The organism is Polynucleobacter asymbioticus, assembly GCF_018687575.1.
Classification (GTDB): domain Bacteria; phylum Pseudomonadota; class Gammaproteobacteria; order Burkholderiales; family Burkholderiaceae; genus Polynucleobacter; species Polynucleobacter asymbioticus_C.
This window is the reverse complement of the sequence record NZ_CP061297.1, coordinates 1,107,356-1,121,219: the sequence shown is the minus strand read 5'-3', so window position 1 is coordinate 1,121,219 and position 13,864 is coordinate 1,107,356. Positions and strand designations below refer to the sequence as shown.

Genomic DNA, 13,864 nt, shown 5'->3' with positions numbered 1-13,864 from the left:
ACAAACCTTTATCTAGGAGTTACTTTGAAGAAATCATTACTAGCTACATTAATTGCCTCACTCGGATTGGCTATTGCAGGCTCAGCTCTTGCTCAAGCCCCAGCAAAAATGTTGCCTTTGGCGGCTGAAGCAGTCGTATTGACTGCTACTGTTGATTCAGTGGATGTCAAGAATCGTATCGTTGTTCTTAAGGATGCTAACGGTAACTTGGCTCAAATGAACGTATCTAAACAAGTAAATGATTTGGATAAAGTGAAAAAGGGCGATGTGTTTGTTGTTGAGCACGCTCAAGCGATTGCAGTGGGTTTGGTAGCCGCTCCTAAAGGCGCTAAACCTGGTGTTTCGGGTGTGCGTTCAGTGGTAGTGGCAGGCAAAGGTTCTGCAAAGCCATTTGAAGAGACAACGGATACTGTTTATGCAACAGTCAAAATCAGCACAATTGATGCAAAAACTCGTATCGTGACATTCACATTGCCATCAGGCGAGAAGCAAAAAGTGAAGGTAGATCAAAGCGTTTTAGGTCTTGAGAAATTCAAGGCTGGTGATGATGTGATGGTAGAGTTTGTTGACGACACAGCCATTGGCTTCGCAACACCAAAGAAATAAGTATGTAAGACTTCCTCAGCATGACTCAATGCTGATGTATTAAAGAAAAAAAGGCCCGCAATTGCGGGCCTTTTGCATAACAGCTAGCAGCTTAAGCGTCTTTAGCAATCATCACATCAGAGGCTTTAATGACGGCCCAGGCCTGATCACCAACTTTGAGATTAAGCTCATCGACAGCCTCATTAGTAATAGAGGCTGTGACAATATGGCCAGCACCAATATCAAGCTTAACGTGCGAAGTGGTTTGACCCTTTTTAAGTTCAACTACTTTACCGCTGAGCGTATTGCGTGCGCTGAGTTTGACTTTGAGTTCCATGATTTCTCCTATTGGACGTATTGTTTAGCGTAGACGGCATCATTGTAGAGGGCTTCTTTGTACTGTACCTTTCCATAATTGCGAATAATTGCCTGGCCTTCATCTGAGGCTACAAATTGAATGAACTTAGCAGCAATATCGCGATTCTCAGTAGCGCCCACTGGGGCTACTAAAGCATCATAGGTATTGACGAGGTAAGGGTCACCACGATACAGAATTTGTAACTCAGGCGCGATGCTTTTTTCTGCAACCCAGGTGCTGCTATCAGTCATGAAGTAGGCTTTATCCGCATTTGCTCTTTTGAGAGATGCCGTCATAAAGTCATTGGTCACGATGTACCAGTTACCTTCAGGTGTAATCCCAGCCTTTTTCCAAATATCCATTTCCTTTTGGTGTGTGCCGGATTTATCACCTCGAGAGATGAAGTTGGCCTTCGCCTTGGCGATCTTTGCATAAGCATCTGCACCACTACTTGAAGATTTAATTTTTGCTGCATCGGCTTTGGGTCCGACGATATAAAACTCATTCGAGCCAATCAGTGTTCTGCCGGTCGCCCATCCCTCAGCAATGGCTTTATTAACAGCATCTGGTGCATGCACCATGATCATGTCAACCTGTTGAGTTTTCAGCAAATTCAGAGAGGCCCCACTTCCCGCCTTAATCCACACCAGACGTGCGCCTTCCTTTTTATCAAAGGCTTCGCCAAGTGCCTGTAGTAGACCCAGTTCACCGGGGCTACCAGTAGCCAATTTAAAGCTCTTGGAGCCTTGACCATAGGTAGCCTCAACTTTTGGAGGATTGGATTGCGCTAGTGATGTTTGCATTCCAAGCCCTATTAATAAAGAGGTGAGAAGTGCGCTGATTAATAGGCGTGGATTTTTCATCTGAATTACTTCTTAGCGTTTGGGAAGAAGAGTTGCTCACCGCCAATTTGATAGCTGGCAATCACATCTTGACCATTCTTAGAAGTAATCCAATCGATGAATGCTTGGCCTTCCACTTTTTTCACATGCGGGAATTTAGCTGGGTTTACTAACATCACACCATATTGATTGAATAGCTTTGGATCGCCCTGAACCAGAATTGTCAAATCTCCGCGGTTCTTAAAAGATAACCAAGTGGCGCGATCAGCCAAAATATAAGCATTCATTGCAGATGCGGTATTGAGAGCGGGGCCCATGCCTGAACCCGTTTCTTTGTACCAAGCACTTGGAGCTGCTGTAATGGCAGCATCTTTCCAGTAACGTAACTCAGCTGCATGCGTACCACTCTTGTCACCGCGTGATACAAATGGAGCTTGTGCCGCAGCAATTTTCTGAAACGCTACTTTGATGTCTTTGCCACCAGCAGTTTTTGCTGGATCAGATTTAGGCCCAATCAATACGAAGTCGTTGTACATAACCTCAACACGCTTGGTAGCAAAACCTTCAGCAACAAACTTTTCTTCTGCAGGTTTGTCATGCACAAACACCACATCAGCATCACCACGACGACCAATGTCTAATGCTTGGCCAGTTCCAACGGCAACTACCTTGACATCAATGCCGGTCTTCATTTTGAAGATTGGCAATATAAAACCAAAAAGGCCAGATTGCTCTGTTGAGGTAGTTGAGGACAGCACAATGCTTTTCTCTTGCGCATAAGCTGAGTTGCCCAATAGCGCTAGAGCAGTAATGGCGGTAGCTAGCAATCGATTGAATGAGAATTTCATTTGAGTTCACTTCCCTTAGGTAGGTTCGGTTAAGATTTGTCATATTACAAAACATCAATATGCAAAAAATTACATATGAGAATTCAGATTCGGCCAACCCTAGTTTTTGGAAGTAAAAACGCAAAAGACCCGGCTGTAGTCGATTTGGTGTGGTTAACGACCTTATTGAAAGACATAGAGCACGGCAAAACGCTCATGTCTGCCTGCAAGAAAATGGGCCTCTCTTATAGAAATGTGTGGCAAAAGTTAAATGATGTTGAGCAAGCGCTCGGTTTCAAGCTGATAGATAGGGTGAGGGGGCATGGATCCCAGCTATCTGAGTACGCTCGCTACTTGATTCAATTTACCGAAGACTTTGATCAAAAGACAATGCGCTTGGGTCAATCTAGCCTTTCTCACTTGGAGGAAGGCTTTGCTCAATTTAGGGTGAAAGCTAAAAAGCAGTGGCGCTTTGCTAGCAGTAGTGATCCGATCATTCAAAAGGCAGTTTTCGAGATTGGCGGCTTTGAGCTTATTACTGCTGGATCGGGTGAGGCTTTGGAGCGTCTACTCAATTACGAAGTCGATATTGCAGGCTTTCACGTCTCGGATCAACAGAGCTCCAAGATTATTTCAAAACGATTACAAAAAGAGGGTATGGAAATATTCCCGGTAATGAAACGTGTGCAGGGTTTATTGGTGACTAAGGGCAATCCCCTCAATATCATTTCACCTAAGGATTTATTAAGACCCAAGATTCGATTTATTAATCGCCAAAAGGGATCGGGTACTCGCCTGCTGCTTGATACCATTTTGGCTAAAGAGGGTATCGATCCACATCGTATTAAGGGATATGAGAACGAGGAGTTCACCCACTCCGCAATTGCTACAGCCATATTGGCCAAAAAAGCCGATGTTGGCATGGGTGTTAAGAGTGTTGCGCTTGAAAATGGCCTAGATTTCATTCAGTTGAAGGATGAAATCTTCTTTCTGGCTATGAATGAAGACCTTAGCAAGAATGCTGACCTGGCAAAAATCATCCGCAAAATCCGCGTACTCTCTAGTGCCGGTCCGGGTTATAAATCGATCGGCCTCAAGAAGCAGATCGCTGGCTGGCTTTAGGCCGTTAAATCAGCTAATTAGACCCTTGCTTGCAAATTGAGATACATTGTTAAGTTAATACAACCTCAATTGCTACTGATATGAATTTATCCCTTCGATCCTTGATCCTGATTACCATGTCTAGCGCTAGCTTTGCAGCATTTGCAGAGCCTGGCGAGAATGCCTATAAGCAAGTCTGCGCAGCCTGCCATGCCTCTGGTGTGTTGAATGCCCCCAAATTGGGAAACAAAACGCAGTGGGCTCCTCTAATTGCTGAAGGTCAGGTGACTCTCACCGCCCATGCTTATGTTGGCGTAAGGGGGATGCCTGCAAAGGGCGGAAATCCCAATATGACAATTGAAACATTCTCTGATGCGGTAGCCTATATGGCCAATAAGGCTGGCGGTAACTGGAAGACTCCAGATGCAAAAACTCTCACTGCAATCAATAAAGAAATCGAAGCACGCAAAGCTGGCTTAAATAAAAAGTAGTCATTGAATGGACTTACAGCCGCATCAGATTGAGATCATTGGTTACTGCGCTGCGTTCTTGACGACGATTGCTTTTTTGCCTCAAGCTATTCAATCCTGGCGCACCCGAGATCTTTCTGGAATCTCGGTAGGCATGTATAGCTTATTTACTGCTGGTGTTGGCCTCTGGCTGATCTATGGCCTCATCATTGAGAAGTGGCCCTTGATTCTGGCGAATGCCTTGACCTTCGCTTTGGCCCTCAGCATCTTGGTACTTAAACTGCGTACCCGGAGTCAAAAGTGACGTTCATTCAAGTAATGTCATAATTAATTCAATCATTTAGAAAACTAGACGCTCCTTAGAAAGGCCATTCATGAGCACCGCATACGTTATTGATCCGCCAGTCGTTCCATCCCTCCCGGTTGTGGGTGATACCCGTCGTTTTGCCGTCAACCGTATTTATTGCGTTGGTCGTAACTATGCTGATCATGCTCGTGAGATGGGTCATGATCCTGATCGTGAGCCGCCGTTCTTTTTTATGAAGCCGGCCAACTCGATAGTGACTGATGGCAAAGATATGCAATATCCAAATCTTTCAAATGATGTTCATCACGAAATTGAAATGGTCGTTGCCATTGGTAAAGGTGGCGCAAATATTCCCGCCGATAAAGCGCTAGAGCATGTGTATGGTTACGGTGTTGGTTTAGACATGACCCGTCGTGATTTACAGGGTGAAGCAAAAAAAATGGGCCGTCCTTGGGATACCGGTAAAGCTTTTGATCAATCCGCACCATGTGCAGCGATTACTCCAGCAGCTCAATTTGGTCACCCTAACAAGGGTGTAGTTAAGTTGCTAGTCAATGGTGAAGTACGCCAAGAGGGCGACTTAAACCAATTGATTTGGAATGTTCCTGACACTATCGCTTATCTTTCGACTTTATTCACGCTTGAGCCGGGTGATTTAATTATGTCCGGTACCCCTGCAGGTGTTGGTCCTGTGAAAAAAGGTGATGTGCTTGAGGGTAGCGTCGAAGGTTTGACCCCACTTAAAATCAAGATTACTTAATTCGGCTATTGGCCAAGTTGCCTTGGCCATCATCCTTTGAGGGGGCATTAAAACTCCCTTAAAGTTGACGCATCGTGCAGCAGGGTCGTGCTTTCAATACATGGCAAAGACCCTTCAAATCGCTTGTTTTTGCTTCTAGATCGACCTGCGATAGAATTCATTCATGTACATGTTTCTACCTTTCCTGACGGCCTTTATCGGTCTTGTCCTTGTTTGGTTTGAGAAACGTCTGGCGGGCTTAGTTATGCTTGCCATTACCGTTGGCATTCTGATGTTCTGGTTCAGAGTCCATGCTACCAATCACCTGAATATCAGTCTGTAAGAAAAATGAGTAAGCACTCTTTTTCTTCTCTCCCATCCCTGGCAGCACTCGGTAATCAATTGGCTTTGGCTGGAATTATTGGCATGCTGTCCTATGCCTTTATCGACCAATTCTATTTCGGTGAATTGCCTTGCCCGCTTTGCTTAATGCAGCGCATGGGATTCATCATTATTGGTTTTGCACTGGTGCTGAATATTCGTTGTGGTGCGCATTCCGCTCACTATGGCTGGGGCATTATTGGCGGCTTGGTTGGGATGATGGTTTCCTTACGCCAAGTGCTCTTACATATCTTGCCTGGCGATAAAGGATTTGGAAAAACTTTTCTTGAGTTGCATTTCTATACTTGGGCTTATGTTGGCTACGTTGGCTTGTTAGCTGGCCTTGCTATTTTATTAATGCTGCCTAATCGTGATGTGCGCTCACGATCTGTATTTGCCAATCTATTGGTGATCGCATTTATTGTTTTGGTGTTTGCCAATTTGGCATCGACGCTACTGGAGTGTGGTGTTGGCCCTTGCGCCGATGATCCCGTTAAATACGATGGATTAATTTGGTTGCGCTCGCGTTTTGGTCTTTAATTTAGTGCGGGTGATTTGATGGCAATCACTTTAAAGTTGGTGAGAAATCTGGTAATTTTTTTTGCTTGCCTAGGTTTCGCTACAATCGCGCAATCTCAAACAACCAAATCGAATACTGCCTGGCCTAAACAAACTATCCGGATTGTGGTGACCTTTACACCGGGCGGGGCGCCCGATATTTTGGCGCGCGTGCTTGCCGAGAGTTGGCAGCAAAGTTTGGGTGTGCCAGTTCTGGTTGAGAACCGTCCTGGCTATGGCGGCAATATTGGTGCTGATCTTGTTGCAAAAAGTGAGCCAGATGGATACACGCTACTCATTGGTACAGTAGGTATACATGCAATCAATGGCGCTCTTTATGAAAAGATGTCTTTTCATCCAATCAATGATTTCACGCCCATTAGTTTTTTAGCCAGTACCCCCAATGTACTGGTGGTGAACAAGAAGCTAGGCGTAAGTAATCTGCACGAACTCATTGAGCTAGCCAAAGCTAAACCCAATGAACTTACTTTTGGCTCTTCAGGTGTTGGGACTTCCTTGCACATGTCAGGTGAGCTCTTTAAAGAAATGACCGGGGTGCAAATTCGTCATATTCCTTATAAGGGTAGGGCGCAGTCTTTGCCTGACCTGATTAGCGGTCGGATTACGATGCTCTTTGATAACCTATCTTCATCCCTATCGTTGATTAAGGCGGGTGAGGTTCAGGCCTTAGGAGTAACCACACTAAAACGCTCTCCAGCGGCTCCAGAAATTCCAACGATGGCAGAGCAAGGTTTGCCTGGATTTGAGGCTATATCGTGGTTCTCGCTCATGGCGCCAGCGAATTTACCGCCCGCAATACAAAAGCAATTAAATACGCTGACCCGCCAAACCCTCAATCAAGCGGAAGTTAAAAAGAAGTTGCTTGCAAGCGGATTAGATCCAGCCCCAGGAAGCCCTCAAGAGCTCTCTAAATTGATTCAGTCTGAGACTAATAAATGGGGTAGAGTAATTTACAAATCCGGCGCAAAATTAGACTAACAGCCCTCACGGATAAGTGATAAATATTCCGTGAAAAGCTAAATTCCTGTCAGCCTGAATTTAAATGAAGCGTTAATGGTAGTAGGAGGCGACCAATTAATGGGGTCCACTATGAAAACAAGCCAAATGCAATCGAAATTCCTTATATCCAAAGCTGTTCTGGCGCTCCTGGCAGCCGGAGGCTTGCTTACGCTGGCGCCTTTAGCAGCACAGGCGGGTAATGTCGGTTGGGCAGTCTCTGTTGGGGGTGGCTATGGCGGATATGGCGGCGGTTGGCGCCCAGCAGCATATGGCCCTGGTTGGGGCGGTGGCTGGGGCCCAGGCTGGCGTGGTGGGTATTACGGTCCTGGCTATGGCTATCCTTATGCCGCTGGCTACTATGCGCCACCAGTGGTGTACGCAGCCCCGCCAGTGGTCACCTATGCAGCGCCACAACAACCCATGGTTCTAGCCTCACAGCCTCAAGCTCCCATTTGGTATTACTGCGAGGCAAGTGAGCAATACTTTCCGTATGTGCAAAGTTGCCCATCGGGTTGGCAAACTCGCCCAGCAATGCCGCCGTCTGGCAGTACGAGTACAAGACAGCGCATTCAGAATTAAACCAATTTAGTGCATAACCCGATTTAAGGAATAAATATGAAACGTGCCGTACTCACTTTGGCCATGATGAGCTCTTTAGCTGCTTGTGTCTCTGCGCCAACTGGCCCAACGGTTGCCATCATGCCGCGTGAAGGCAAGCCTTTTGAGGTATTTCAGCAGGAAGATCAGCAATGCCGCGAGTTTGCTGCAAATGCCATTAAAGATACTAGCAATGCAGCCTTAAAAGAAGGTGCGACGAGTGCCGCTATTGGCGCTGCCTTGGGTGCAGCAGCTGGTGCAGTCATTCAGGGTGGTAGTAGTCAGAATATTGGAACTGGCGCAGGCATTGGCTTACTCGGTGGCGCCGCTATGGGTGCTATGAATTCTTCTGGCAAGCAAAATCAAGCGCAAGTCCAATACAACATTGCTTATCAACAATGTATGTATTCTAAAGGCAATCAAGTGCCGAGTTATCCAACTCAAAACTTTGGCGGCAGTGGCGCTAACAACAATGGCTACAACATTCCGCAAGGCAAACCTTCAATGCCTCCAAATGGGTTTAGACCGATTCAGTAAATTAGAGTATTGGATTTAATCTCGACTAAACCTCAACCGGCGGATGCGTTTTCTCGAAACGTGCCGCTGTTTTTCTAAAGAGGTAGAGCAGTAGCAGTGCAGCCAATCCCAGGCTCATGCTGTTACCAGCCCAAAAGCCATTAGCGCCTTGTAAAAATTCTGGGGTATTGCCAAAGACATTAAAGCCCATCAGGTAGCCACCACCAAGGCCTACACCCCATAGTGATCCTGCGTAAATCAGCATCGGCCAGAAGGCAATGCGATAGGCTCTCAGAATAAATGCCGCCGTAATCTGCAGTGCATCAAAGACTTGATAAAAAGCGATAAACAAAAAGAGTGGAATCGAAAATAGTTTCACTTCCTCTGGTGGGTCGTATAAATCGAGTAGCTGGATTCTAAAAATCCAGACCGCAAGACCTATCAAAACACACAAAGTAGTTGTGAAGAAAACTGACGACCATCCAATCTCCTCGGCGCGCTCTTGCTGATTCGCACCAATCGATTGAGAGACTAGCGTCATGGTTGCAATCGAGAGGGATAGGGGCACCATATAAATCACCGTCCCCATATTGGCCACAATTTGATGACCAGCTAAAGCGGTAGTGCCCAAGCGTGCAATGAAGAGTGACATAAAGGTAAAGGAGGTTACTTCAATCAAGTAACTGAATCCGATGGGCGCACCTAATTTCAACAGAGTCCAGATGCGATGCCAGTCAGGCCAGCTAAAGCGTGTAAAGATCTTGAATGACTTGTAGAAGCTATCGAACATTACAAAGCCCAGCGTGATGATGAGCCAGAACCAATTAATGATGACGGTCGCTACTGCGCAACCGGGGCCACCCATACCTTCGATACCTAGGCCACCATAAATAAAGAGGAGATTGAGTGGGAGTTTTAAGCCCAATCCAATCAGCTGCACCACCGTGATGACTGCTGGTCTGGAGACGGCATTATGCAGGGCCATTAAGACGCGCATTGCCATGCTCGCTGGTAAACCAATTGCGAGGATGTTGAGATACAGCTTAGCCTTGCCTTCAATATCCGGTGTGACTTGAGAGATTTGAAGAAGGTAATCGGCATTAAGCAGAATGGCACCACCCAAGATGGTCAGGCCCATAGCTAGCCAAGTGGCTTGACGCACCTCTTCACCAATCTCACCAAAGCGTTTTGCACCAAAGAGTTGTCCAGCGATTGGAGCGAGTGCTGAGATTACGCCTGTGAGGCCAACATAGATACTGATAAAGATAGCGGATGCCATTGCAAGAGCGGCAAGGTCATCCGCAGAATACCGTGCTGTCATGGCGGTATCTAAAACGCCAAATGTAATCACCGCCAGCTGACCAATGAGTAATGGGCCAGCCAGTTTTAGTAGAGAGGGAATATCCTCGCGCAAACGCGATAACTTAAAGTGCAACACGTTTTATTCTTTACCGGCTGGGGTAATTTGATAGAGGCGGAGACGCTCATCACGGTCAGATGCGCGGCGATCTTCCCAGAGCAACTCTATTTTCTTTTTATTGAGGCTAGCGTATGCCTTGGCCTCTGAAGAGCTGTGTGTCAGCATGAGATTGCAGCTGGGATCATCTCTTAGTGGAAGCTTGGTGAAGTAGTCGAATGAAGCTAACTGAGCTGGTCCGAGGTTAGTGGTGTCAATGCAGCCTGGCGTATTGGCGATGATCGTTTCCAGGCGATCTGAAACATAGCGATAGGTCTTGGCGTAATTGATGGTGGGCAGCCATAAAGTCATCAAGAGAACCCACATCAAGGTAGTTCCAGAAGCAGAGATGATGAGGCAACGCCAGATTTCTTTGGGAGCGCGAGAAGTTCTCCAGCGCACAATCGCTAACCAAACGCCAGTAATTATGAGGGCAATCACAAAGCCAATGTAATCAAACTGCGCCTGAAAGCCGGGTAGCAGTCTTGCCAAATTACTAGCGGTTGATTCTGGGAAGCCAGTCACTTTTGCAAGCCAAATAATCCAAATGGCTAAAGCAATGATCGTGAAGCTAAACATCGCAAACCAATCGATGAAGCTAATGAGGCTGCGCTTGAGTATTGGCAGACTAAATGCAGCAATAATCGACAAGCTTGGAATCAAAATGATCAGGTCATGTTCGTTAGCTTCTAAACGGAACAGAACATAGATTAAGCAACCAATAAATAAACTCAGTGGAATGCAAAGGTGAGGAGCGCGCCATTGACCTGCCTCTTTGACTCGACCCCAGTGCGCGAGGGAGATGATGGCTAATGGCCAAACAGGCCAGGCATAGGCCCAGAAGTTCACACTCAAAAATCCGAGTGATTCAATGGAAGGCGTTGCGCGCATCTCTGGCATATTGCGCCAGCCTTCTTCAGCGATATGACGCCACTCAGGAGTGAGGTTGCTTAAATACCAAAGCGCAGGCCAAATCGCAAAACCAATCAAGCCTAAAACTGTACTAGTTAAAGTCCAACGAAAACGTAACTTCGCATTGCTTGCAATGACCGCAATGATGGTGGAGCTGACAACAATTAAGCTGAGGGTGAGATTGCTCGAAAGCGCAATGATTGCAATACCCAAACCAGTCCAGAGACCACCTTGCCATGGCTTATCTAAACCACGCACGGTACCGTACAAGACAATGCTGATGCCCATGAGTTGCGCCATCATCGGAGTAGTCTCATGTGCGCGTTGCGCAAGACCGACGCAGGCTAAGAAAATCAGTAGCGCACCATCAGCCAGAGTCATGCCGTAATTTTTGCGGCCAGGTTGACCACCAACCGCTAGAACCATTGGTTGCACCTCTGGGCGACGACCCAAGAGATAGGTCGCATACCAAATGGCTAGCGCAGCAGCAAAAAAACAAACGGCTGCATAGAGGCGCGCCGCATTGGCAATACCAATCAATGGACCAAAAAGATCCATCAGAGTGGCACCTAGCCAGTAGGGAAAGGGTGCGCCAAGGGATGCATCACGCCCGGCAAGATGCGGAACAATCCAATCCAGTGCTTTGCCATTGTGCAAAGTCCACATGCCACCAAATCCGATGGCATCTTCATTTTTCCAGGGGTCACGCGCGAAGAGGCCTGCAAAACCATAGACCAAGGTCAACGCAAAAATAATGATGCGTGGAATGGAGGTGGTGGCGGCGGCGGTGAGTTTAACCATATAAAACTAGTAATAAAAAAGGCAGCAAACGCTGCCTTGATTATCTCGCAGGGGAGGGTGAATAGTGAATATCCAAACCCCAGCCCCTATGTAGAGTGAGTCTATTACTTCTTCTTAGCTGGCTTTTCAGCGGCTTTAGCTTCTGCAGCAGCAGCTTTTTTCTCAGCTGTTTTAGCAGCGCCATCACCAGTTGCCTTAGCAACAGCTTTAGTGCCGAACTTCTGACGGAATTTCTCAACACGACCGGCAGTATCCATAATCTTCTGGGTACCAGTGTAGAAAGGGTGTGACTCAGATGAAGTCTCGATCTTGGCTAATGGATATTCATTGCCATCTTCCCACTTGATTGTCTCTTTAGTAGACATAGTGGAGCGAGTCTTGAAGCTGAAGTTATTAGAAACGTCTACAAAGACGATTTCACGATATTCGGGGTGAATGCCAGGTTTCATTATTAAGTCCTATTAGCAGGCAGCCGTTTAAGTCCAAAGACCCAAATACTTACCCAGTTAAATGCAAATTATTAAAGCGGTAAAAGCGAAATTATGCCATGAAATCAACAACAAAGCGCGCTTTTACCGACTCTGAGAGCCTAAATTAGCCACCCTTACGCATTAAATCGAAGAATTCACCGTTATTTTTAGTGGATTTGAGCTTATCAACGATAAAGTTCATTGCCTCGATATCGTCCATATCGGCCAATAATTTACGCAATACCCAGATTTTCTGGAGGTTTTCAGCTTTAACCAGCAACTCTTCACGGCGGGTGCCAGATTTATTGAGGTTAATTGATGGGTAAACACGACGCTCAGCCAAACGACGCTCAAGGTGAACTTCCATATTGCCAGTACCTTTGAACTCTTCGTAGATGAGGTCATCCATACGGCTGCCTGTTTCAATCAAAGCGGTAGCGATGATGGTGAGTGAGCCACCTTCCTCAACGTTACGCGCTGCACCGAAGAAGCGTTTTGGACGTTGCAATGCGTTCGCATCCACACCACCAGAGAGTACTTTTCCAGATGAAGGGATGACGGTGTTGTAAGCGCGAGCCAAACGGGTAATCGAGTCCAGCAAGATGATGACGTCTTTTTTCATCTCTACCAAACGTTTAGCTTTTTCAATCACCATCTCGGCAACTTGAACGTGACGTACAGCTGGCTCGTCAAAGGTTGAGGCAACCACTTCGCCACGAACAGAGCGCTGCATTTCAGTAACTTCTTCAGGACGCTCATCTACTAACAACACGATCAAGATCGCATCAGGATTGTTTGCAGAGATCGCATGCGCGATGTGCTGCATCATCACGGTCTTACCGGATTTAGGTGAAGATACGATCAAGCCACGCTGGCCATAGCCAATCGGGGAGATCATGTCGATGATGCGGCCAGTTAAATTCTCTTCGGCTTTGATGTCACGCTCTAACTGAATAACGCGATTTGGGTGCAATGGCGTTAAGTTTTCGAACATGATGCGGTTCTTCAAGGCCTCAGGAGCCAAACCGTTGATCTTGTCTACTTTTACTAGGGCAAAGTAACGCTCGCCATCTTTAGGGGTACGAACTTCGCCTTCAACGCTGTCACCAGTGTGCAGGTTAAAGCGGCGGATCTGCGCAGGGGAGATATAAATATCGTCCGGGGAAGCCATATAAGAGGCGTCTGGGGAGCGTAAGAAACCAAAGCCATCAGGCAATACTTCCAAAGTACCGTCACCGAAAACAGATTCACCTTCTTTGGCACGCTTCTTGAGGATGGCAAACATCAACTCTTGTTTGCGCATACGTTGCGTATTTTCAATCTCCAGGCTAGCTGCCATTTCAAGCAGGGCGGATACGTGGAGGACTTTGAGTTCAGATAATTGCATGTGGTTCTCGGGTGTAGATAAGGATGTAGATGTGTTTTGGGGTATTGCTGTCTAGATGGACATCAGACAGATTGGAAAAACAGAATTTTGGGGAGTTTGCTAAAAAAAGAGGGGCACTTGAAGTGCGTTGAAATACTGATGAACTAGATACTACACTAAAAACAGCTCAAAACCACAGGCTCAGCCAGTGAACCTGTGATCGAAGACTATTTACAGATGACTATCGATAAATGCGGTCAACTGAGATTTGGCCAAAGCGCCTACTTTTTGAGCAGCAACAGTGCCGTTCTTAAACAGGATCAGCGTTGGGATGCCACGGATATTGAACTGGGCAGGAACACCTTGGTTCTCATCCACATTCATCTTAGCGATTTGGATCTTGTCGCCGTACTCACCAGCCAGCTCTTCAAGGATAGGGCCAATCATCTTGCAAGGACCACACCACTCAGCCCAGAAGTCGAGGAGAACAGGTTTATCGGACTTGAGAACGTCTTGCTCGAAAGAAGCGTCAGTTACATATTTGATGCCGGCACTCAT

18 protein-coding genes are annotated in these 13,864 nt (G+C 46.6%); 10 read left to right on the top strand and 8 right to left on the bottom strand.

Features of this window, described 5'->3' with window-relative positions:
- The first annotated feature begins 24 nt into the window (after positions 1-24).
- Positions 25-606 (top strand): hypothetical protein, encoded by a 582-nt coding sequence (locus AOC19_RS05525; protein WP_251367993.1) that lies wholly within the window; start codon positions 25-27, stop codon positions 604-606.
- Positions 607-697: 91 nt separating this feature from the next.
- Here the strand turns inward: AOC19_RS05525 and AOC19_RS05520 are convergent, their stop codons facing one another.
- Genes AOC19_RS05520 through AOC19_RS05510 form a run of 3 tightly spaced genes read right to left on the bottom strand, consistent with a single transcriptional unit; the run spans position 698 to position 2,633 of the window.
- Positions 698-922, bottom strand: coding sequence for a TOBE domain-containing protein (locus AOC19_RS05520; protein WP_215374556.1), 225 nt, complete (start codon positions 920-922; stop codon positions 698-700).
- A gap of 8 nt (positions 923-930) precedes the next feature.
- On the bottom strand, positions 931-1,806 hold the full coding sequence (locus tag AOC19_RS05515; protein ID WP_215374551.1) for a substrate-binding domain-containing protein: 876 nt from the start codon (positions 1,804-1,806) through the stop codon (positions 931-933).
- A 5-nt stretch (positions 1,807-1,811) separates the two neighbouring features.
- A complete protein-coding gene (locus AOC19_RS05510) occupies positions 1,812-2,633 on the bottom strand; it encodes a substrate-binding domain-containing protein (protein WP_215374549.1) in 822 nt (273 codons plus the stop codon).
- A 75-nt stretch (positions 2,634-2,708) separates the two neighbouring features.
- Here AOC19_RS05510 and AOC19_RS05505 point away from each other — a divergent pair, with 75 nt between their 5' ends.
- From AOC19_RS05505 to AOC19_RS05465, 9 genes are all read left to right on the top strand, one after another.
- Positions 2,709-3,734, top strand: coding sequence for a substrate-binding domain-containing protein (locus AOC19_RS05505; RefSeq protein ID WP_215374547.1), 1,026 nt, complete (start codon positions 2,709-2,711; stop codon positions 3,732-3,734).
- A gap of 80 nt (positions 3,735-3,814) precedes the next feature.
- Complete coding sequence (locus AOC19_RS05500) at positions 3,815-4,204, top strand: c-type cytochrome (protein WP_215374544.1); 390 nt, start codon at positions 3,815-3,817, stop codon at positions 4,202-4,204.
- A 7-nt stretch (positions 4,205-4,211) separates the two neighbouring features.
- Entirely contained in the window at positions 4,212-4,487 is a 276-nt protein-coding gene (locus tag AOC19_RS05495) for a SemiSWEET transporter (RefSeq protein ID WP_215374541.1), read from the top strand.
- Between the two features lie 70 nt (positions 4,488-4,557).
- Positions 4,558-5,250, top strand: a complete 693-nt coding sequence (locus AOC19_RS05490) for a fumarylacetoacetate hydrolase family protein (RefSeq protein ID WP_215374538.1) — start codon at positions 4,558-4,560, stop codon at positions 5,248-5,250.
- 163 nt (positions 5,251-5,413) lie between these two features.
- Positions 5,414-5,572, top strand: coding sequence for a DUF5993 family protein (locus AOC19_RS05485; RefSeq protein WP_215374535.1), 159 nt, complete (start codon positions 5,414-5,416; stop codon positions 5,570-5,572).
- A 5-nt stretch (positions 5,573-5,577) separates the two neighbouring features.
- Complete coding sequence (locus tag AOC19_RS05480) at positions 5,578-6,150, top strand: disulfide bond formation protein B (protein ID WP_215374532.1); 573 nt, start codon at positions 5,578-5,580, stop codon at positions 6,148-6,150.
- A gap of 18 nt (positions 6,151-6,168) precedes the next feature.
- Complete coding sequence (locus AOC19_RS05475) at positions 6,169-7,167, top strand: Bug family tripartite tricarboxylate transporter substrate binding protein (RefSeq protein WP_251367992.1); 999 nt, start codon at positions 6,169-6,171, stop codon at positions 7,165-7,167.
- Between the two features lie 111 nt (positions 7,168-7,278).
- On the top strand, positions 7,279-7,767 hold the full coding sequence (locus AOC19_RS05470; RefSeq protein WP_251367991.1) for a hypothetical protein: 489 nt from the start codon (positions 7,279-7,281) through the stop codon (positions 7,765-7,767).
- Positions 7,768-7,803: 36 nt separating this feature from the next.
- Complete coding sequence (locus AOC19_RS05465; RefSeq protein ID WP_215374526.1) at positions 7,804-8,322, top strand: hypothetical protein; 519 nt, start codon at positions 7,804-7,806, stop codon at positions 8,320-8,322.
- Positions 8,323-8,347: 25 nt separating this feature from the next.
- On the opposite strand, the gene AOC19_RS05460 is transcribed toward AOC19_RS05465, so the two are convergent.
- From AOC19_RS05460 to trxA, 5 genes are all read right to left on the bottom strand, one after another.
- The gene (locus tag AOC19_RS05460; protein WP_215374523.1) at positions 8,348-9,739 is read right to left on the bottom strand and encodes an MATE family efflux transporter; all 1,392 of its coding nucleotides are present in this window, start codon (positions 9,737-9,739) and stop codon (positions 8,348-8,350) included.
- Positions 9,740-9,742: 3 nt separating this feature from the next.
- Positions 9,743-11,470, bottom strand: a complete 1,728-nt coding sequence (locus AOC19_RS05455; RefSeq protein WP_215374520.1) for an ArnT family glycosyltransferase — start codon at positions 11,468-11,470, stop codon at positions 9,743-9,745.
- A 104-nt stretch (positions 11,471-11,574) separates the two neighbouring features.
- Positions 11,575-11,919 (bottom strand): type B 50S ribosomal protein L31, encoded by a 345-nt coding sequence (locus AOC19_RS05450; RefSeq protein ID WP_015421284.1) that lies wholly within the window; start codon positions 11,917-11,919, stop codon positions 11,575-11,577.
- A gap of 145 nt (positions 11,920-12,064) precedes the next feature.
- Complete coding sequence (gene rho / locus AOC19_RS05445) at positions 12,065-13,327, bottom strand: transcription termination factor Rho (protein WP_046330324.1); 1,263 nt, start codon at positions 13,325-13,327, stop codon at positions 12,065-12,067.
- Between the two features lie 210 nt (positions 13,328-13,537).
- A complete protein-coding gene (gene trxA / locus AOC19_RS05440; protein ID WP_062309025.1) occupies positions 13,538-13,864 on the bottom strand; it encodes a thioredoxin TrxA in 327 nt (108 codons plus the stop codon).

Coding starts and splice junctions, on each gene's coding strand:
- AOC19_RS05520 (WP_215374556.1), bottom strand. CDS start 922: ATGGAACTCAAAGTCAAACTCAGCGCACGCAATACGCTCAGCGGTAAA.
- AOC19_RS05515 (WP_215374551.1), bottom strand. CDS start 1,806: ATGAAAAATCCACGCCTATTAATCAGCGCACTTCTCACCTCTTTATTA.
- AOC19_RS05510 (WP_215374549.1), bottom strand. CDS start 2,633: ATGAAATTCTCATTCAATCGATTGCTAGCTACCGCCATTACTGCTCTA.
- AOC19_RS05505 (WP_215374547.1), top strand. CDS start 2,709: ATGAGAATTCAGATTCGGCCAACCCTAGTTTTTGGAAGTAAAAACGCA.
- AOC19_RS05500 (WP_215374544.1), top strand. CDS start 3,815: ATGAATTTATCCCTTCGATCCTTGATCCTGATTACCATGTCTAGCGCT.
- AOC19_RS05495 (WP_215374541.1), top strand. CDS start 4,212: ATGGACTTACAGCCGCATCAGATTGAGATCATTGGTTACTGCGCTGCG.
- AOC19_RS05490 (WP_215374538.1), top strand. CDS start 4,558: ATGAGCACCGCATACGTTATTGATCCGCCAGTCGTTCCATCCCTCCCG.
- AOC19_RS05485 (WP_215374535.1), top strand. CDS start 5,414: ATGTACATGTTTCTACCTTTCCTGACGGCCTTTATCGGTCTTGTCCTT.
- AOC19_RS05480 (WP_215374532.1), top strand. CDS start 5,578: ATGAGTAAGCACTCTTTTTCTTCTCTCCCATCCCTGGCAGCACTCGGT.
- AOC19_RS05475 (WP_251367992.1), top strand. CDS start 6,169: ATGGCAATCACTTTAAAGTTGGTGAGAAATCTGGTAATTTTTTTTGCT.
- AOC19_RS05470 (WP_251367991.1), top strand. CDS start 7,279: ATGAAAACAAGCCAAATGCAATCGAAATTCCTTATATCCAAAGCTGTT.
- AOC19_RS05465 (WP_215374526.1), top strand. CDS start 7,804: ATGAAACGTGCCGTACTCACTTTGGCCATGATGAGCTCTTTAGCTGCT.
- AOC19_RS05455 (WP_215374520.1), bottom strand. CDS start 11,470: ATGGTTAAACTCACCGCCGCCGCCACCACCTCCATTCCACGCATCATT.
- AOC19_RS05450 (WP_015421284.1), bottom strand. CDS start 11,919: ATGAAACCTGGCATTCACCCCGAATATCGTGAAATCGTCTTTGTAGAC.
- rho (WP_046330324.1), bottom strand. CDS start 13,327: ATGCAATTATCTGAACTCAAAGTCCTCCACGTATCCGCCCTGCTTGAA.
- trxA (WP_062309025.1), bottom strand. CDS start 13,864: ATGAGTGCCGGCATCAAATATGTAACTGACGCTTCTTTCGAGCAAGAC.